General features: G+C 62.3%; 9 protein-coding genes and 3 pseudogenes. 8 read left to right on the top strand and 4 right to left on the bottom strand.

What is annotated here, in order from left to right; all coding sequences use genetic code 11:
• Positions 1–5: 5 nt before the first annotated feature.
• From IY145_RS25875 to IY145_RS25865, 4 genes and pseudogenes are all read right to left on the bottom strand, one after another.
• The gene (locus IY145_RS25875; protein WP_246722130.1) at positions 6–1,229 is read right to left on the bottom strand and encodes a DUF3363 domain-containing protein; all 1,224 of its coding nucleotides are present in this window, start codon (positions 1,227–1,229) and stop codon (positions 6–8) included.
• A 229-nt stretch (positions 1,230–1,458) separates the two neighbouring features.
• Positions 1,459–1,566 (bottom strand): annotated as a pseudogene (locus IY145_RS26630) (hypothetical protein); the annotation flags it as partial.
• A 1,217-nt stretch (positions 1,567–2,783) separates the two neighbouring features.
• A pseudogene (locus IY145_RS20600) lies at positions 2,784–3,867 on the bottom strand (IS110 family transposase).
• 437 nt (positions 3,868–4,304) lie between these two features.
• Positions 4,305–4,577 (bottom strand): annotated as a pseudogene (locus tag IY145_RS25865) (IS110 family transposase); the annotation flags it as partial.
• Here IY145_RS25865 and IY145_RS20595 point away from each other — a divergent pair.
• The 8 genes from IY145_RS20595 to IY145_RS20560 all read left to right on the top strand — a co-directional run bounded on the left by IY145_RS20595 (position 4,567) and on the right by IY145_RS20560 (position 19,595).
• A complete protein-coding gene (locus IY145_RS20595) occupies positions 4,567–5,676 on the top strand; it encodes a hypothetical protein (protein WP_196409915.1) in 1,110 nt (369 codons plus the stop codon). The pseudogene IY145_RS25865 and the gene IY145_RS20595 sit on opposite strands and share 11 nt — an antisense overlap.
• Before the next feature lie 721 nt (positions 5,677–6,397).
• Positions 6,398–6,550 (top strand): hypothetical protein, encoded by a 153-nt coding sequence (locus IY145_RS20590; RefSeq protein WP_196409914.1) that lies wholly within the window; start codon positions 6,398–6,400, stop codon positions 6,548–6,550.
• Complete coding sequence (locus IY145_RS20585) at positions 6,547–7,359, top strand: hypothetical protein (protein ID WP_196409913.1); 813 nt, start codon at positions 6,547–6,549, stop codon at positions 7,357–7,359. Before IY145_RS20590 ends, IY145_RS20585 begins: the two co-directional genes overlap by 4 nt.
• A gap of 152 nt (positions 7,360–7,511) precedes the next feature.
• Positions 7,512–12,092 carry a S8 family serine peptidase gene (locus IY145_RS26345; protein ID WP_196409912.1) on the top strand — a complete coding sequence of 1,527 codons (4,581 nt, stop codon included), beginning with the start codon at positions 7,512–7,514 and terminating at the stop codon, positions 12,090–12,092.
• Positions 12,093–12,203: 111 nt separating this feature from the next.
• Positions 12,204–15,404, top strand: coding sequence for a calcium-binding protein (locus IY145_RS20575; RefSeq protein ID WP_196409911.1), 3,201 nt, complete (start codon positions 12,204–12,206; stop codon positions 15,402–15,404).
• A 44-nt stretch (positions 15,405–15,448) separates the two neighbouring features.
• Positions 15,449–15,988, top strand: coding sequence for a hypothetical protein (locus IY145_RS20570; RefSeq protein WP_196409910.1), 540 nt, complete (start codon positions 15,449–15,451; stop codon positions 15,986–15,988).
• A gap of 8 nt (positions 15,989–15,996) precedes the next feature.
• Positions 15,997–18,141: a type I secretion system permease/ATPase gene (locus IY145_RS20565; protein WP_196409909.1), complete on the top strand. Its 2,145-nt coding sequence runs from the start codon at positions 15,997–15,999 to the stop codon at positions 18,139–18,141.
• Positions 18,141–19,595, top strand: coding sequence for an HlyD family type I secretion periplasmic adaptor subunit (locus IY145_RS20560; RefSeq protein WP_196409908.1), 1,455 nt, complete (start codon positions 18,141–18,143; stop codon positions 19,593–19,595). Before IY145_RS20565 ends, IY145_RS20560 begins: the two co-directional genes overlap by 1 nt.
• The last annotated feature ends 17 nt before the right edge of the window (positions 19,596–19,612 follow it).

The raw sequence follows: 19,612 nt of genomic DNA, 5'->3' as shown, positions 1-19,612 counted from the left end.
TTTCATCACAGTCCCAGCCCGCGCTTCCGGCCGAGGTCCCACTCGATGCCGCCGCCGTCACGGTGAACGCCGCTGAGATATTGGCCGATGCGCTTTTCGAGAACGGGCTGCCAAGGCACGAGCTGGAAGCCGAGGCCGTCCTCGATCATCGCGAAGCGCCCGCTGGCGAGATTGGCGACGCCCGCCAGCCGCCCCGACACATATTCGCCCGGCCCGCTCGGCGAATACGTCAGCCCGCGCTCCGCGGCCATCTGCCGGCCGACACGTTCCACCTCCCGCCGCTCCAACGTAGCGATGGCGCCGCGAGGGATGGAGATGGATTTTCCATTGTCCGTGGCGATGCCCATTTCCACCAACTGCTCGGCACGCCGATGAAGCGCATTCTTCACGTCCCGACTGAAGCCTGTTTCTACTAACGGAATCGGCTTGTCGGTGACGAGTTCGCGGTCGAGCCACGTCGCTCCGTCGCTCGCGATCTGCCGTTCGAGGTCGAGGGTCGAGAGCGTGCGCACGCGGAGTCCGTCGCCGCCCTGAGCGAGGTCATAGGCTCGGCCGCGCTCGACGATATCCGTCGGTACGCGCCAATGGTCCGCGTTGACGCGTTCGACGTGCCCGGCCCGGCGCAGCGCCTCCAGCCGGCGGACATGGAAGCGAACGAATGCGTCCGGGTCCTTGCCCTGCCGCTCGAAGCTCTCGCGAATGCGTTCGAGATGAGCGCTCGGTCGGTAGACCCCGTCCTTCTCCGCAACGATGGCGATGTTGCGGTCGGCGGGCCTCGGACCGGAAAAGGCGGGCGCGGCTTCGACGATCATGCCTCGGCCGACCTCCTCGATGCGGGTCGGATCGGCGAACTCCATATGATGAACTCGTCCGTCGACGCCGTCGACGATGAGATAGACCCGCTCGCCCATCTCGTCGCCGGCCAGCCCTTTGGCCAGCACCCGGCCTACGATCGGCTCCTTTCCGGTCTCCCCGTGGCAAACATATTGCGCGACGCCGCGCTCGTCCGCCAGACCGTGACCGGCCAGCGCCTGACGGATGGTCTCGATCGCTTCGTTTCGCGCTCCCAATTCTTTGAGCATCGGCTCGGCGCGGTCGGAAATGGCCCACCGTTCCGTCTCGAGTTCGGCAGCGAGCCCGTAGCGTTCCAGACGCCGCACGCGGCCGAGCAGCAGCGCCCGGTTCTCTCGGACCGAGATAGGAGGCGCCTTCCCCGAGCCTGAGATCAATGACGCCTTGTTCGCGCTGCTCGGCGAGCAACATCTTGTCGAGCCGCGTCAGCCGCTCCGCCGTAACTTCGTTCGTGAGCTTCGTCTGAAGCTCGATCTCGCTCTGATGGCCGAGCTCCAGCGTGACGAGCTCGCTCGCCCGGTGACGAACGCCATGCGCGATATAGTCGCCGGCGATATTGAGGATGCGGCCGTCGTCGAGCACGCCCCGGACGATGATGTGGGTGTGAGGATGGCCGGTGTTGTGATGGTCGACGGCGATCCAGTCGAGACCTGTGTCGAGGTCCTTCTCCACTTGCCGCATGAGGTCTCGCGTGAAGCCGCGTAGATCAGCCATGTCGACGGAATCCTCCGGCGCGACGATGAAGCGGAACTGATGACGGTCCTCGCGCCCGCGCTCGACGAAGGCGCGGCCGTCCGCCTCATTCTCGATCGCCGAATAGGCGTGGCCCTTCTCGCCGTCGCGGGTGACGCCATCGCGTTCGAGATAGCGGAGATGGGCGTCGACGGCCTTGCTCATCGCGCCGCGGATTTTTGGACCGCGCGTTCCGCGTTGCGGGTTGAGCTTCACGACCCGCGCCTTCACGACGACACGTCGCGATCGGAACAGTCCGGCGGAGTCGCGCCGCCAGCCGCCGCCGTCTCTCGGCAGCGACGCCGCCACCTTCGCGCCTCGTCCCCGCGCGTTGAACCGGCCGCTTCCTTCTCCTCCTTTCCGGCCGACTGCGTCCGCGGAGCCTCGGCCGATCCGGCTCGGATTGCCGCCGGCCTTGCGAACAGCGATCTCGACCTGCCGGACGAAGGGCAGCGAGCGCGGACTGACGCTCCTTCCGCCAGCTCGGGACCGGCCGGGTCGAATGTGGAAATCGTCTCTGTCGTCGCTGGCCATGGCGAGACGATCGGCGTCGAAATCCGCCTGCGCAACCGCCCTCGAACGCCGATCGCAGTCAGGCGTGAAAATACCGGCTGTAGCGTGGAGCCGGCGGGACATGCCACGTGGCGCCTCTCGAACGCCAGCGTCTATCACGCTGCAAATACGAACAAATTCGATTCTGGCGGAAACCGCGACACATCGTGCCGTATCATGCCTGCCCATTTGTAGCCTGCAAAAACCAATGTGCAGACAACCAATTACGAGCCTCGCGAGGTGCGAACGTCAGTTCGCTTTATCTTGCCCTCCTAATCGGGCGTCGTCGCGTTCACTTCTTCGCCACGAGTGTCTTCGTCTTTGGGTCGTATCCGTTTCCTTTCCTCGAAGCGACAGCCTACGTCGGGATGCGCTGTGAAGCGTCTGGCGGCCATATAGTCGTTCATGCTCGGTCCCGTGTGCCGGGCCGGCGCACATTTTTGCGTCTGGATCGCGGGGCCACAAGCAGTCGGGCTCATTGTCGGCCTCCGAGGAGGCGTCGTCGCCGGCAAGATATCGCGCTCTCCGCATCCGCTTCGATCCACTAGGTTTTCGCCCGCCGAATGGCGGAACTCGTGTCGGCGCCGCGCCGTCAATTCGTCGACATGTCGTCGTTCTGCGCGCTTCGATCGACTCCGGCGGCGCGCTCAGGACGCGATCGCCAGAGTCCTCCTCGCTCCGCTTTTCGCCGAGCCCGAGAGCTCTTCCTGCGCCGAGATGCGGAACGCGCCGTCGACGATCCACATCCGATGCATGATGACGGCGAGCTTGCGCGCCACCGCGACGACGGCGCGCTTGTGGCCGCGCTTCACCGCGATCTTGACGCCCCACGCCTTCACGGCGCACCATTTCTTCGAGCGCACGAGCATGGCGCTGGCCGCTTCGTAGAGCGCCGTGCGCTCTTCGCCGTCGCCGCATTTGGAGATATGGCCGTCGATATCGATCGTATCGCCGCTCTGAATGCGGCGCGACGTCAGTCCGAAATGCGCGCCGACAGTCTTGGATTTGGCGAAGCGGGTCGGATCGTCGACCGCCGCTTTGAACGACAGAGCCGTCACCGGACAGACGCCCGGAATCACCATGAAGCGGCGGCAGAGCTCGTCGCGGCCGACGAACTGGACGAGCAGCGTGTGCAGCCGCTTGTATTCGCTCCACAGCGTCGACCAGGCGCGCAGCATGCACTCCGTCACGCCGGCAATGAGCCGGTCATGCGCCACCAACGCTTGCACGCGCGCCTCGAACGAGCTGCGTTGAACGCGCGGCCCCAGCATCAGACCGAACACTTTCAGCGACTGACGAACCTCGTTCTCTATGTCGACCAGCTTGCGTTTCAGCGTGCGCCGATGCGTCAGCAGCAACCGCAGCCTGGCTGTCCACGCTCTTCACATGAACCGGCCTGTACCAGTCAGTGCGCACCAGCTGCGCGAGCCCTTGGGCGTCGCTCCGATCGGTCTTGTTGCGCTGAATCTTCAGAGCGGCGGCCGCCTGTCGGCTTTCCAAAAGCACCACGGGCAGGCCGAGCGCCGCCAATTCGCGATACAGCCAGGGTGCCACCGAGCCAGCTTCGTGGCCGATCCGCTCCAGACGCGGCAAATAGGGTTCGAGCGCCGCGGCGATCGCGCCGGGATCGGTCGGAACGGTCGTCTCCAAGACGGTCTCGCCGTCTTTGCTCGCCACCACGCAGATGGCGGTCTTTGTCGAAGAAGTGTCGAGGCCGGCGCAAAAAGTCATGGGAATTCGTCCTTTGCGGCGGATCGTCGTTGAACCGCCGCCACTATGCCCCACACTCCGCTCGACTGCCGAAACGCTCCCGCCAAGCCCGATTACGTCTGCATTTCTAATCGGGCTCTATTTGTCAACGTCTTTCGTGCAGCCATTTCGATTTCTCCTTCGCTTTCAAAATTGCCGTCAAATAGCAGTCGACCAGCATCCAGCGTGTCGCCGTATTGCGCTCAGTGGTGGTCCATGCATTTCTACGGGCTTGGCCAGAAGCCGGCGCCATGCTGGCCAAAGAGGAGTCGGAGTGCGCCGAGCAGTCACGCGGCTTCCGGCAAGCTGGCCCGGCAAGATAGCGGCCTTTCATTCCGGCCCGCGACACCACCACGGGCGTCTTTCCGCCGTAGCGGATGCGGTTAAACTGTTGTCGACATGATCGATCTGTTCAGTCGCTACGCTCCCATAGTGATTGCCGGCGTGCCGTCGCCTTGCGAACCATCTGCACGCGTCCAGCGGAATTCCGTGCCGTCGAGCCACATTCTGTGCATCACAACAGCAAGCTTGCGAGTAACGGCGACGACGGCGCGCTTGTGACCGCGCCGCTTCGCTATGCTCATTCCCCAAGCTTTCAAAGCCGACCACTTTTTGCAGCGAACCATGAGCGCACTCGCCGCCTCATAGAGGTTCGTTCGCACTTCAGGAGTGCCACATCTCGTGATACTACCGTCTAAAGTGCGGCGCAGGCGAGCGCCGCTCAACATCGATTTGCTCGATCTCGACGGCGACGGAATCGAGCTGACGAGCTGGATCGAGACCAACATCTTCTTCGACACGCTCGGCGACGGCAAACTGCATCAGACCGGCTGGGTCGCCGATCACGACGGAATTCTCGCGCTCGATCTCGATGGCAATGGCAAGATCGACAGCATCAAGGAAACCATCTCCGTCCATTACAACGGCGGAAGTTTCGCCGATGGCATAGCCGCCCTCGCCAGCCTCGCGCAGCCGGGCGCGACCAGCTTCTCCCGCGCCACCTCGCTCACCAATGCGGCCACCGGCCGTCTCTATTTCGATGATCTGCGCGTGTGGGTCGACGCGAATCACGACGCCAAGACCGACGCCGGCGAGTTGAAGACGCTCGGCGAGCTCGGCGTCGCCTCGATCAGCCTCGTCGGAGCCGGAAACACGGGCGAGAACATCGCCGGCAACGACATATTGAACCGCACGACCTTCACCAAGACCGACGGGACGACCGGACAAATCGCGAGCGTCGATTTTCAGGTCGAAGGCGCGGCGATCACGACCAGCACTCTCGGCGGCGCGACGGTGATCAAATCCGAAGGCGCGGCGAGCGTCACCTCCTATGTGGTGACGGATGGCGCCGGCCATTCGATCACCGCCTCGAGCTTCACGCTGGCCGACGGAACCCATCCCAACGCCTTTTATTCGACGACGGGCAATGACAGCTTCCTGGTCGACGCGACCGATATGCGCTCCTATTGGCTCGGCGGCGGCAGCGGATCGCTGACGCTGCGAGGCGGCGCGGGCAATGACGTGCTGCTCATCAACGCCGCCACGGCGCAGGCCAATATAGACGGCGGCGGCGGCTTCGACATCGTCAAGGTGAACGACACGCGCGGCGTGACGCTCGATCTGGCAGCGGCGCATGTGGAGGAGGCGATCGGCGACATCGGCGACGATGTGTTCAACGCCTCGGGCATGACGGCGAACGCCTTCCTCGACGGCGCCGGAGGAAATGACATTCTCATCGGCGGCAGGAGCCGTGATCGTGTTCTCGAATGCGGCAGCCGATATGGCGTTTGAGCTATTGAATGGAATTGCGTCACGCGGAAATGTTTTTGGAGTCTCTTTCGGGTTAGGCAGTTCTCGATCGTCTTATAGGTTGAGAGTTCACGGAAGACGCCGACTGGCCCGATAGGTGACATGGTTTCAAAAAATGACTCTTCATCGTGAACATTACACTGGATCAATCAGGCTGCTCGCGACGCGATTTGCGTTGCTTCTTTCGATTCTTGCACTGTTGGGCGAGGTGGCGATGGCTCGGGACGCGTCACAGGACGACACGATATCGGCACCGCAATTCACGGGGGCGCCGTCGTTGGAGACGACGCCGGTCGATATCCGCATGAGTGGCAAGCGATGGCGCATTCCGAGGAATTTCCTCGAAACGGCGAGGCTTCACAAGAGGTATATCGACATCACGAATTATGTGAACGAGGCGGTGCTGACGATCGTCACGACTTTTCCTGAATTTAGGGAGCTACGCCCGCCACCATTCGTTGCTACAAGCCTCTGGGCGCTTGTCAGAATACAATTCTTGTGGACTTTCTTGGGCAAGACAACAACGACGAACCCGCCGTGCGAAACAGGCCGGCGATCAGAGATGCCGCGCAGGCGCCGCAGGCAGGGCCATATGGGCTCGTCAAAGTCGCGACCAGAATTTCGCTAGTTCCGAGGGACGTCTACGTCTTCCGCGGCGACTCCGATGAAAGCTCGGTCGTCATCGGGTGCCCGCAAGAAGACCATGACAAGAGTAGACCTTTGCCGAATCTATGTCGACTTTCATGGGACGCCGTTCCTGTATCGCTATGAGAAATATCTGCTGCCCCACTGGCGCAAGATTCACGACGGAATCACTCGCCTGCTCGATTCGTTTTATGTCGGAGAGATGCGGTGAGACGTAAAACGATTTGCGAATGGGCCTCTCGTTTGCGCGACTCGGATCGTCCGAGTCGGCTCCATGAAATGATTTCTCGCCTTGGACATTGCGTGGGATCAATCAGGCTGCTCGCGACGCGATTTGCGTTGCTTCTTTCGATTCTTGCACTGTCGGGCGAGGCGGCGATGGCTCGGGACGCGTCACAGGACGACACGATATCGGCGCCGCAATTCACGGGGGCGCCGTCGTTGGAGACGACGCCGGTCGACATCCGCATGAGCGGAAATCGATGGCGCATTCCAAGGAATTTCCTTGAGATAGCCATGCTTTACAAGACGTATACGGACCCCGAGAATTACACCAACACGGCGTCACTCACGATTGTCACGACTTTCCCAGAGTTGACCGGAGCTACGCCCGCCACCATTCGTTGCTACAAGCCTCTGGGTGCCTGTCCGAATACGATCATCTTGGACTCTCTCGGGCCTGGTAGCAGAAACGAACCCTCCGCGCGAAACGGGCCGGCGATCAGAGACGCGGCGCAGGCGGCGCAGGCAGGGCCATATGGGCTCGTCAAAGTCGCAACCAGGATTTCGCTGGTTCCGAAGGATGTCTACGTCTTCCGCGGTGATTCTGACGAAAGCTCGGTCGTCATTGGCTGCCCACAGGAAGACGGCGACAAAATAGACCTGTGCCGGGTCTATATCGACGTTCATGGGACGCCGTTCCTGTATCGCTACAAGAAATATCTGCTGCCTCACTGGCGCGAGATTCACGACGGAATCATGCATTTGTTTCATTCGTTTTATGTCGGAGAGATACAATGACGCTTCGTCTGTCGTCCGAGGCTTTGAGCCAAATCAACACGCTTATATCGAACGCCGGCAATTCGCAGCGATACGCTCAAGCATATACGATTGCTCTGAACGATCTCCAAAGCACATATGGCGGCCTCGTTTTGAATCCGGATGACCAAGACGTGGTGCGTTGGCTCGGGATAGCGGAGCAGGTCAACTCGGGCGCACAAAATCCGGTCGCCGTGCTCATCCGGGCGAATAATCAAGCCGCGCTCGCCTATGAGCGAGGCCAGATCATCGATCTGTTCGGTCCAGAACAACAGGCGTCGTCGGACGCGGTCGCTAAAGCTTTTTTCGATGACATCCGACCCGACAGATCGCTCCCGAATTTTAAGGACATCCAAAAAATAGACGCCGGTACCGGCCTCCAGAGCCTGGGTCTCAGCCGCGCCGCCTGGGGCGGGGCGGTGCCGACCGAGATCAGCGGAATAGCGACAGGCTTCAACGACAATTCCTATATTCTGACCTTGACGCCCGCCGAGCAGCGCGAGGCGTTTTTAAATCACCTCAACGCTCTCGACACGACGGCCGCATTTTTTGCGGGCACGGCCTTGGGGCTTTCGCCGGAACAGCGCGATTCGCTCGACCGCAGCATCGCCAAGCTGGACGCGCAGCTTCACCACGGGGCCGACATGGCCATTGACGCGCTGAGCGGCACGGCCGACCTCGTGGATAATGCGATTTCCGGTGGTTGGAAGGCAATGCTCCGACTGTTCGGGGAAACCACCGCTGCGAACAGTTTCAACACATCCGCCGTCGGTAGTCTTTTGAACGACATCGAAACCGATCTCGCCGGCCTCTATTTCGTTCGGCCCGGCGACACCTACGGCTCGATCGCGCAAGCACTCGGTCTGCCGGGCGTCACGGGAAGCATTCTGGCGCGGTTGAACAATGACGCGAGCGGAACATTGCTCGTCGAAGGCGGCCTGGTTAATGTTGTGACGAACGCCTACTCGCTCGGATCGCAATCGGCGACGCTCACATCGGGCGCAGGCCATCTTTTGATCGTCGATCGAGCCTCCGGCCTATTATTGACGACGGCGCCGAGACCGGATGGTTCGGCTGCGGGTCTGCTCGAATTCGTCAACTCCGATGGAGGGACGGTCGCGACATTCGATCAGGCCGCCATCGGGAGCCTGACGTTGGTCGGCGGAAATTACGGCGTCGGCATTCTCGACCAGAATGGGGCGGCGGCCGGATCGATCACGATCGGTTCCAGCATCGTCGCTCATTTCGGATCGACGACGCTCGATTTGACCGGCGCTCCGAGCGGCGTCAGCTGGACGGATGGTCGATTGAATGTGCCTTTCTACCGTAATGCCGTGGGCGAGCTCGATCATGTCTATTCGCTCGACGCCAACGGCAATCTGGTTTTGACCGGGACGCGCTTCGTCGCAGTCGAGCCTTCCAGCGTCAGCCAAGCTCTGAATGGCGTCTCGGCCTTGCAGGCTACCGTCGATTCCACGGTCGGCGTCACAAATCCTTCCGGCGCGGCCGACAACTCCCGCCTCGACGTGGGCGGTGGCAACTGGTCGAACGGCGCGCCGGCGCAGCAGAATCCGGCGCTCGCCGATCCGCAGCCCAATGCGCCTGGCGGGCTCGGCTTCGCCTCCGGCGCGTTCCACGCGGCGACGCCCAATATCAACACTAACGGCTATCTCCCCGTCGCGCAGAACTATCTCGTCACCGGCAATGTCAATTGGGCCCGCCAGACCGTGCAGGCGGCTTTCGATGATTTCGCGCAGCGAATCGACAATAACGGCGGCGTCTATGTTGGCACGCCGGAGATCGTCGGCACGCCGAATAATTATCTCACGGCATTCCGGTACAGCGCGCTCGAGGCGCAAGCCACAACGCTGCAAAACATCGATCCTCTGGTCCTCGATCTCGACGGCGACGGAATCGAGCTGACGAGCTGGATCGAGACCAACATCTTCTTCGACACGCTCGGCGACGGCAAACTGCATCAGACCGGCTGGGTCGCCGATCACGACGGAATTCTCGCGCTCGATCTCGATGGCAATGGCAAGATCGACAGCATCAAGGAAACCATCTCCGTCCATTACAACGGCGGAAGTTTCGCCGATGGCATAGCCGCCCTCGCCAGCCTCGCGCAGCCGGGCGCGACCAGCTTCTCCCGCGCCACCTCGCTCACCAATGCGGCCACCGGCCGTCTCTATTTCGATGATCTGCGCGTGTGGGTCGACGCGAATCACGACGCCAAGACCGACGCCGGCGAGTTGAAGACGCTCGGCGAGCTCGGCGTCGCCTCGATCAGCCTCGTCGGAGCCGGAAACACGGGCGAGAACATCGCCGGCAACGACATATTGAACCGCACGACCTTCACCAAGACCGACGGGACGACCGGACAAATCGCGAGCGTCGATTTTCAGGTCGAAGGCGCGGCGATCACGACCAGCACTCTCGGCGGCGCGACGGTGATCAAATCCGAAGGCGCGGCGAGCGTCACCTCCTATGTGGTGACGGATGGCGCCGGCCATTCGATCACCGCCTCGAGCTTCACGCTGGCCGACGGAACCCATCCCAACGCCTTTTATTCGACGACGGGCAATGACAGCTTCCTGGTCGACGCGACCGATATGCGCTCCTATTGGCTCGGCGGCGGCAGCGGATCGCTGACGCTGCGAGGCGGCGCGGGCAATGACGTGCTGCTCATCAACGCCGCCACGGCGCAGGCCAATATAGACGGCGGCGGCGGCTTCGACATCGTCAAGGTGAACGACACGCGCGGCGTGACGCTCGATCTGGCAGCGGCGCATGTGGAGGAGGCGATCGGCGACATCGGCGACGATGTGTTCAACGCCTCGGGCATGACGGCGAACGCCTTCCTCGACGGCGCCGGAGGAAATGACATTCTCATCGGCGGAATCGCCAATGACGCGATCGGCGGCGGAGCGGGCGACGACTATATCGACGGCGGACGCGGCAATGACATTCTGCGCGGCGGCGACGGCCGCGATCTGATCTTCGGCGGCGAGGGCGACGATCTCGTGTTCGGCGAGGGCGGCGACGACACGCTGGTCGGCGGCGCGGTGTCGGGGGCGAGCGGCGCCAATATGCTCGAAGGCGACGAGGGCAATGATCTCTTGATCGGAACCGGCGGCTATACGGTGGCGCGCTATCGCGGCTCCTTCTCCGAATACAGCTTCACGCGCAACGCCGACGGGACCTTCACCATCGCGGACAGTCAGGCGGGGCGTGACGGAACCGATATTCTAAAGGACATTTCGGCGCTCGATTTCACCGACATCAGTCAGGTGCCGGTGAACGCGAGCCTGCCCAATTACGGCTATGGCATGCCGGTGAACGATCGCATCCAAGTGTCCGGCTCCGGCCCTTATGTGATCGCGGCCGCTGCCCTTCTCGCCAATGACAAGAATTACGCCGGCCTGTCGCTGTCGATTCGCGAGCTTCTCGATGTGAACGGCAATACGATCGCGCGGGGCGCGAGCGGCGCTGTGGTCGGCGGCGTGGCGGCGCTGTCCGCCGAAGGCGCGACCATCACTTTTACGCCGACGGCCGGCTTCGCCGGCGTGATGAAATTCAAATATCATGTATCGGACAGCGCCGGAAAGACAGGCGCGATCGTGCAGCAGGTCGGCACGACCAATACGGCCGAAGTGACCGGCGCGGTCTATCTCCACACGCCAGATCTCCCGTCCGAGGAACTGTTCGATCAGCAATGGTATCTGCCGGAGATCAATATACTCCCGGTGTGGAAGGACTATACCGGCAAGGGCGTCAAGGTCGCTGTTTTCGATCCTAGCGGAAACGTCGACCGGACGCATCCGGACCTTGCGGCGAACGCCCGGGAGTCGATCAAGAACAATGGCGACCCGGGAGTAGAGCGTTATGGAGCTCATGCGACGCTGGTCGCCGGGGTGATCGGCGCTGCTCGGGACGGCGAGGGCGTTGTCGGCGTCGCCTATGACGCCACCGTCGGCTCGGTCTCGCTGCCGACCGACGCGACCACAAATCTCGTAAATCTGCGGCTATGGAAGAATTACGACGTCGTGAACAACAGCTGGAGTTTCAATCCGGCTTTCTTGGACAGCTTCCTCGTCAATCCGGCTTATGAGAGCGCCTATTACGAAGCGGTCAGTCAGGGCCGCGGAGGCAAGGGTACTGTTTTGGTCTTTGCCGCGGGCAATGATCGCGCGACACGCAACACCAATGATCTGAACGAGACCAACTCTCTCTACGGCATTACGGTCGCGGGAATCAACGCCAAGACCGATCTTCCGTCGCTGACGATCGCTCCGGGGCCGTTCAGCACGCGAGGAGAGACGATCCTCGTGTCGGCGCCGGGCTCGAACATCGTCTCGACCAGCGAAATCCTGACGAGTTCGACGGGCACGGCCTTCGGTAGTGATTACGCCACGGCGGAAGGCACCTCTTTCGCGACGCCGATCGTCTCGGGCGTCGTGGCCCTCATGCTCGAGGCCAATCCCGATCTCGGCTATCGCGACGTGCAGGATATTCTGGCCTATTCCGCCCGCAAGGTGAATGATTCGGCCACGACATGGCAGACCAATCTCGCGAAGAATTGGAATGGCGGCGGTCTCCATTATAGCCGGGATTACGGTTTCGGCGAGATCGACGCGCGCGCCGCCGTGCGCTTGGCCGAAAGCTGGCAGGGCCAGAAGACCGTCGGCGCTCTGCTGGAGACCGGCTGGGGATAAAGCCAGACGGCGACCGTCGGAAATGGCGCGCACCTCATCATAGACTCCCAGGGCGCTCGATATGAGTATGCCAAAACCTTCTCAATTTCATATGCGCCGACGGTTTCTGGGATGCAGGTCGAGCATGTCGAGGCAGATGTCGATCTGGACGTCGACGCTTATCCTCTCAATGACATCAAGGTCATTCTCGAGCCGGTGCATACGACTGTCAACACGTTGAATTGGTATGGAACGATCTATACTCTCACCAATTACAATTACGTCGACAGCCAGGCGTCTACTTTGCTCGACGGCGAGCAATCGGTCCCGAGCGACGCGAGCTACGTGACCACCGCCGACGGGCATCGGCATCTCCGATTCGTATACGGCTCTGTGAAATATCGCGGAGAGAATCCTGGCGGCGATCTGTGGGTCCTTCGGATCATACGCAATTCGACGGGCCAGGAAGTGACGCCTTCGGCCAATTGGAGCATTCGCTTCTTCGGGGCGAGCGCATCGGACGCGCAGCAGTGGATATTCACAGACGAATATGCCGGCGGCGCCAGCATTACGCCGGTCAGCAACGCGGACAGCTTCAATGCCGCCGCCGCCACCGGCAACAACACGATTGATCTGCGGGGCGGAACCACCGACTCCCTGATCAACGGCAAGGCGGTGACGCTCAACGGCGATCTCGCCAAGGGATTCGGCGGAGACGGCAATGACGTTCTGATCGCCAATGCGTCCGGCGATGAGCTCGATGGAGGCCGCGGGAACGATCAACTCGTCGGCGGCGCCGGCAATGACACACTGGACGGCGGCCCAGGCAATGACGCGCTGACTGGCGGCGGCGGCTACGATACATATATTTTCGACGCCGATTATGGCCAGAGCGTCATCGTCAACGGCGTCGCCACGAATGCCGGGCCGAGCGGCGAGCTCGCTATGGGCGGTGGCGTTTCTCTATTCGACCTCCGGTTCATGCGGTCCGGCAATGATCTCGTCATCACCGTGATCGGCACCGAGAGTCGAGTCGCTGTCCGCGACTGGTTCGCCGGGGCATATGCGCAGCTTACGAAGCTCACCTTCTCTGACGGGTCGCAAATTGGCGCATCCGCGATCACCGCGCTGGCCGCGCTCGCCGATGCGCCGAGCGGCATGATCGAGAACGCCGGCAATATGGTTCTCGTGGCGGCAGGCAATAATTACGGGCTCTACGGCAAGGACGGCTCGGGGAATCCGACGACGGGGCCGCTCCTTCGATATCAGGGCGCCGCCGTGACGCCGGGCCAGTTCTCCGGGTGGTCGCTGGTGGCCGCGCAACAAACCGCGAGCGGTTATGTGGCGGCGCTCTGGAATGCGGCGCTCACGTCGTATTCGATCTGGAACGTCGACGCCAGTGGCAATTACGTTACCAGTGTGGGCCTAGAGAAGAATGACCCTCGTCTGTGGTCGTATGAGACGCAGTTCAATTTCGATCTCAGCGGCGACGGCAAGATCGGCGCGCCGCTTTCGCCGAGCGGCGCGATCGAGAACGCCGGCAATGTCGCTCTCGTGGCGTTGGGCGGTTATTACGGCCTCTACGGCAAGGACGGCGCGGGGAATCCGACGAAGGGGCCGCTCCTGCGATATGAGGGCGCCGCCGTGACTACCGGCCAGTTCTCCGGGTCGTCGCCGGTGGCTGCGGAAAAAACGGCGAGCGGTTATGTGGCGGCGTTCCGGAGTATGGACGGCACATTGTTTTCGATCTGGAACGTCGACGCCGACGGCAATCACCTTTCCCATGTAGGCGTCGCGGAGAACGACCCGGGGCTGTGGTCGTATGAGACGCAGTTCGATTTCGACCTCAACCGCGACGGCAAGATCGGCGCGCCGATTTCGCCGAGCGGGGTGATCGAAAACACCGGCAATGTCGCCCTCGTGACGGTCGGCGGCTATTACTGGCTCTACGGCAGGGACGGCGCCGGGAATCCGACGGCGGGGCCAGTCCTGCGATATCAGGGCGCCGGCGTGACGCCGGGCCAGTTCTCCGGATGGTCGCTGGTCGCCGCGGAACAAACCGCGAGTGGCTATGTGACGGCGTTCCGGAGTGCGGATCTCACATCGTTTTCGATCTGGAAGGTCGACGCCGACGGCAATTATGTTTCCGGCGTGGGCGTCGCGGAGAACGACCCGGGTCTGTGGTCGTATGAGACGCAGCTCGGTTTCGACCTCGACGGCGACGGCAAGATCGGCGCGCCGATTTCGCCGAGCGAGGTGATCGAAAACGCCGGCAATGTCGCCCTCGTGACGGTGAGCGGCTATTACTGGCTCTACGGCAGGGACGGCGCCGGGAATCCGACGGCGGGGCCGGTCCTGCGATATCAGGGCGCGGGCGTGACGCCGGGCCAGTTCTCCGGGTGGTCGCTGGCGGCCGCGGAAAAAACGGCGAGCGGCTATTTGGCGGCGTTCCGGAGTGCGGATTTCACGTCGTTTTCGATCTGGAGCGTCGACGCCGACGGCAATTACGTTACCAGTGTGGGCGTCGCGGAGAACGACCCCGGTCTGTGGTCGTATGAGACGCAGTTCAGTTTCGATCTCAACAGCGACGGCAAGATCGGCGCGCCGGTTTCCCCGAGCGATGTGATCGAAAACGCCGGCGATGTCGCTCTCGTGACGGTCGGCGGCTATTACTGGCTCTACGGCAGGGATGGCGCCGGGAATCCGACGACGGGGCCGGTCCTGCGATATCAGGGCGCGGGCATGACGCCCGGCCAGTTCCCCGGGTGGTCGCCAGTCGGCGCGGAGGCGACTGCGAATGGCTACGAAGTCGCCCTCCAATCGACCGGAAAACAGTTCCTGATATGGAACGTCGACAAGAGCGGCAATTACCAATCCGGCGCGGAGTTGGGCGGCGCTCTCGATAATGCGGACGGGAGCGGCGGCCTTTTCCTGCAAGGCGATGACCTGACCATAACGCTTTCTCCGACACAATCGACCGTGGCTACGGCGGCCGGAAACGCATTTACATTCGGCGGGCATGTGTCCGAATCGATCACGGCCTTTGGTCTGACCGACGAGACATTCGTTTTTACGCCCGGAGCGGGCCAGGACATTCTCTACGGCTTTGTGGCCGGTGGCGGGATAGGACACGACACGCTGCAGTTCAACGCCTCGGCTTTCGGCGCCGGCCTGACCGCGGCCGATCAAAACGCCGATTGGCAGGCGTTGTTGGCGCATACGGCGAATAACGCCGCCGGCTCCGCGGTGATCGCAGATGTGTTCGGCGACAGCATCATCCTCAGCGGCCTTTCAAAAGCGTCGCTGACCGCGAGCGATGTGCGATTCGTTTGAATACAGCTTCGACGATTTCCGGCGCGGATCGGGGCGAGACGTCCATGGGGAATTGGACGGTCGACATCGCCGATGCGGGCGGGGCGGCGTCGCAAGCCGTCGTGACCGGAGTAGAGGCGCTGTTCGAAGGCGCTCCCACGCCGTCGAATGCGCGTGGTCAGGCCTATCTCTACATCGATGAGTTTGCCCAATTGTCCAGCGCTTCGACCGGCTTCGATCTGAACGCGGGTAGTTCCGACAGCACCATTGACGGTCGGAGTTTGTCGATCGCGGTCGATGCTCATGTCGACGGAGTCCATCTCGGAGACGGGAGCGGAGTCGTGGTCGGAAATAGCGAAGGAGACATATTCAGCTCGGGGAGAGGCTCCGACGTCTTCTACGATGGGAGTGGACAGGACAGTTTCGTATTCCATAATGACTTTTATCACGACGCAATCGACGGTTTCGGCTCAAACGACACGATCCAGTTCGATCAATCCGTGTTCGCCGACTGGGCGCATCTTCTCGGCGCGACTCGACAAGCGGGAGCGGATAAGATCATCACGTTGGACGCTGCTGACTCGCCGGGCCGGTCCCGATCATGAATGTGCGAATGGAAAAAGGCGTAACCGGCGAGACGATCGACTCCGGCTTACAGGCGCTTTGCGGGATCGCCGCCTATTATCGCATCCCTGCGGACGCAGCGCAGATTCGACGTGAGCTCGCGCTGAGCGACGCGCCGGCGAATTCGCAGGACCTCCTGCGCGCCGCTCTGCTCGTCGGCCTCAAGGCGCGTATCGTTACTCGGCTCGATCCCGATCGGCTCGCCGTGCTGCCGGCGCCGTCGATCCTGCGACTGCGCGAAGGCGCCTATCAGGTATTCGGGGGCCGTCTGCCTTCGGGCCTCTATCGGATCGTGGATCCGATCACGCGCATCGACCGTGAGCTGACGATCGAGCAGCTCGTCGCCGCAATTCAGCCGGAAGCGATATTGATCGCCCGTAAGCTCGGCGGCACTGGCGTCGATCCGCAGACTTTCGGCTTCAAATGGTTCCTCCCCTCGATCTGGCGGTATCGCCGGCCATTGGCGCATGTGATCCTCGCCTCCTTCTTCGTGCAGATATTCGCGCTGGTGACGCCCTTGTTCTTTCAGGTGGTGATCGACAAGGTCTTGAGCCACAAGGGCTACGACACGTTGTTCGTGCTCGTCGGCGGCCTTGCGGTCATAGGCATTTTCGATGTCGTTCTACAATATTTGCGCACCTATGCGCTGTCGCATACGACCAACCGCATAGATGTCGAGCTCGGGCGGCGGCTGTTCTATCATTTGTTTCGTTTGCCGATGCAATATTTCGAGACCCGCTCGGCTGGGCAGACGGTCGCGCGCGTGCGCGAACTCGAGACGATCCGTTCCTTCCTCACCGGACAGGGGCTGTTCTCGGCGCTCGATATCTTCTTCACCATCGTCTTCATCATCGTCCTCCTCGCCTATTCGTGGAAGCTGACGCTCATCGTCCTCGCCTCGGTTCCGCTCTATCTGCTCATCGCCTTTCTCGTCCGTCCGGTGCTGCGCGAGCTCATCAACGAGAAGTTCAACCGCGGCGCGGAGAGCCAGCAGATGCTCGTCGAAGCGATCGTCGGCGTGCAGACGATCAAGGCGTCGGCCGTGGAGCCGGCGATGCAGATGCAATGGGAGGAGAAGCTCGCCGCCTATGTCTCCTCCTCCTTCGACGCGGGCTTGGTCGGCGCCGGCGGGCAGAGCGCCATTCAATATGTCACCAAGCTGACCAGTGCCGCCCTGTTGCTGTTCGGCGCCAAGGCGGTGATCGACGGCGAATTGTCGGTCGGCGAGCTCGTCGCATTCAATATGATCGCCGGCCAGGTCGCGCAGCCCATCCTGCGCCTGTCGCAAATCTGGCAGGACTTCCAGCAGGTGCAGATATCGATCGACCGCCTCGGCGACATTCTCAATGTGCCGACCGAGCCGCTGAATGTCGCGCATGGCAATCTTCCGCCGGCGAAGGGCGCCATCGAATTGCGCAATGTGACGTTCCGCTATCGCCCCGGCGCGCCGGAGGCTCTGAAGAATGTCTCGCTGACGATCCGGCCCGGCGAGGTCATCGGGATCGTCGGGCGGTCTGGCTCCGGCAAGTCGACGCTGACCAAGCTCATTCAACGTTTCTACCTGCCCGAGGAGGGGCAGGTGCTCGTCGATGGGGTCGACCTCTCGCAGGTCGGTCCCGCCTGGCTGCGCGCGCAGATCGGCGTCGTCCTCCAGGAAAATCTGCTCTTCAACCGCTCGATCCACGACAATATCGCGCTGTCGGGCTCCATGCCGCGCGCTCGGGTGATGGCGGCGGCGCGGCTCGCCGGCGCCGATGATTTCGTGAGCCGGCTGCCGCGAGGCTATGACACGATCATCGAAGAGCGCGGCGCCAATCTCTCCGGCGGCCAGCGTCAACGTCTGGCGATCGCCCGCGCGCTCGCCATGAATCCGCCGATGCTGATCTTCGACGAGGCGACCAGCGCGCTCGACTACGAGAGCGAGCGCATCATTCAGAAGAACATGCTCGAAATCGTCAAAGGCCGAACGGTCATCATCATCGCTCATCGGCTACAGGCGGTGCGGCCCTGCCACCGCATCGTTGGCGTCGACGAAGGCCGCATCGTCGAGATCGGCGCGCATGACGAGCTGCTGCGCAGGAACGGACTCTATGCGCATCTCTGGGCGCTGCAAAACGATCTGGCGGGGGCGTGATGTCTTTTTTGAAGCATTTCGCGGACAAGGAGACCGAATTCGTCCGGCGCCAAATGGTGCGCTCCGACCAGGAGTTCCTGCCCGCGGCGCTCGCCATATCGGAGACGCCGCCTTCGCCGATCCAGATCGGTCTCCTCTGGAGCATCTGCCTGCTCGCGATCCTCGCCATCGGCTGGAGCTATTTCGGTCAGATCGACATTCTAGCCACAGCGCAGGGAAAGATTCAGCCCTCGGGCCGGGTCAAGACGGTCCAGCCGCTGGAGATCGGCAAGGTGGTCGCCGTCCAGGTCGAGAACGGCCAGCATGTCGCGACGGGCGATGTGCTGATCGAGCTCGATCCGACCGAAGCCTTCGCCGACGAGACGTCGTCGCGAGCGGCTCATGCGGCGTTCCGCGCCGAATGGCTGCGCCGGAAGGCGGCAATCGCCGCCGCGGAAAGGCGCGATATCGCTCGCCCACCGACGATCGTCTGGCCGGAGGACATTTCCGAGGAGATAAGAGCACGTGAGCAACGGGTGCTCGACGGAGACCTGTCACAATTGAGGGCGGCCGTGCTGAGTTTCGACGCGCAGATCGTCGAGAAGCGCGCAGAGGAAAAGCGTCTCGAGAATACGATCGCCGCTCAGGAGACACTGATCGACACATTGACGAAGCGGGTCTCCATGCGGACCGCCCTCGTCGCGCGCAAGGCGATCGCGGCGGCGAGCCTCATCGACGCGCAGGAAGCGTTGCAGAGCCAACAGACCGCGCTCGCGACACAAAAGGGACAACTCGCGGAGGCGCGCGCCAATGTCGACGTGCTGACGAAGGAGCGCGACAAGGCGTTCGGCGCCTTCCTCGCCGACAATGCGCAGAAGCTCTCCGAGGCCGGACGGCAGATCGACGACCTCGAGCAGAAATCATCGAAGGCGCATGCGCGGGCCGGTCATATGACGCTCTCGAGCCCGATCGCCGGCGTGGTCATGGGCCTATCCGTCACCTCGAGGAATCAGGTGGTAACGCCCGGCGAAGAGCTCATGCGCATCATTCCGGACGACGCTGGCCTCGAGATCGAATGCTACGCGCAGAACAAGGACATCGGCTTCATCCAGACCGGCCAGACGGCCGTGATCAAGATCGAGTCCTTTCCCTTCACGCGCTACGGTTCGCTCGACGGACATGTCACGCGGGTGGCGCGCGACGCGATCCCGGAGCCCGACGCGCAGACCATTGAAGGCAATCCGGCCAAGACGACGAAGTCGAGCTATTTCGGCGGCGGGCAACGCACGCAGAACCTCGTGTTTCCGGTGACTGTGGCGCCCGACAGCCGGATCATGAACGTCGATGGGCAGGCCATTCCTCTGTCTCCGGGAATGGCGGTCTCGGTCGAGATCAAGACAGGCAAGCGTCGAATTCTCGAATACCTGTTCTCCCCGCTGGTCGAGACCGCGTCGCGCGCCATGAGAGAGAGATGAGCGATACTCGACGCCAC

This window comes from Methylosinus sp. H3A (genome assembly GCF_015709455.1).
Classification (GTDB): Bacteria; Pseudomonadota; Alphaproteobacteria; order Rhizobiales; family Beijerinckiaceae; genus Methylosinus.
Note: the sequence above shows the minus strand (reverse complement) of the source record. Positions and strands in the feature narration are given on the sequence as shown.

Excerpts from the sequence above, each read along its gene's own strand:
- IY145_RS20565 (WP_196409909.1), top strand. The coding sequence starts at position 15,997 with ATGGAAAAAGGCGTAACCGGCGAGACGATCGACTCCGGCTTACAGGCG.
- IY145_RS20590 (WP_196409914.1), top strand. The coding sequence starts at position 6,398 with ATGACAAGAGTAGACCTTTGCCGAATCTATGTCGACTTTCATGGGACG.
- IY145_RS20570 (WP_196409910.1), top strand. The coding sequence starts at position 15,449 with ATGGGGAATTGGACGGTCGACATCGCCGATGCGGGCGGGGCGGCGTCG.
- IY145_RS20575 (WP_196409911.1), top strand. The coding sequence starts at position 12,204 with ATGCAGGTCGAGCATGTCGAGGCAGATGTCGATCTGGACGTCGACGCT.
- IY145_RS20560 (WP_196409908.1), top strand. The coding sequence starts at position 18,141 with ATGTCTTTTTTGAAGCATTTCGCGGACAAGGAGACCGAATTCGTCCGG.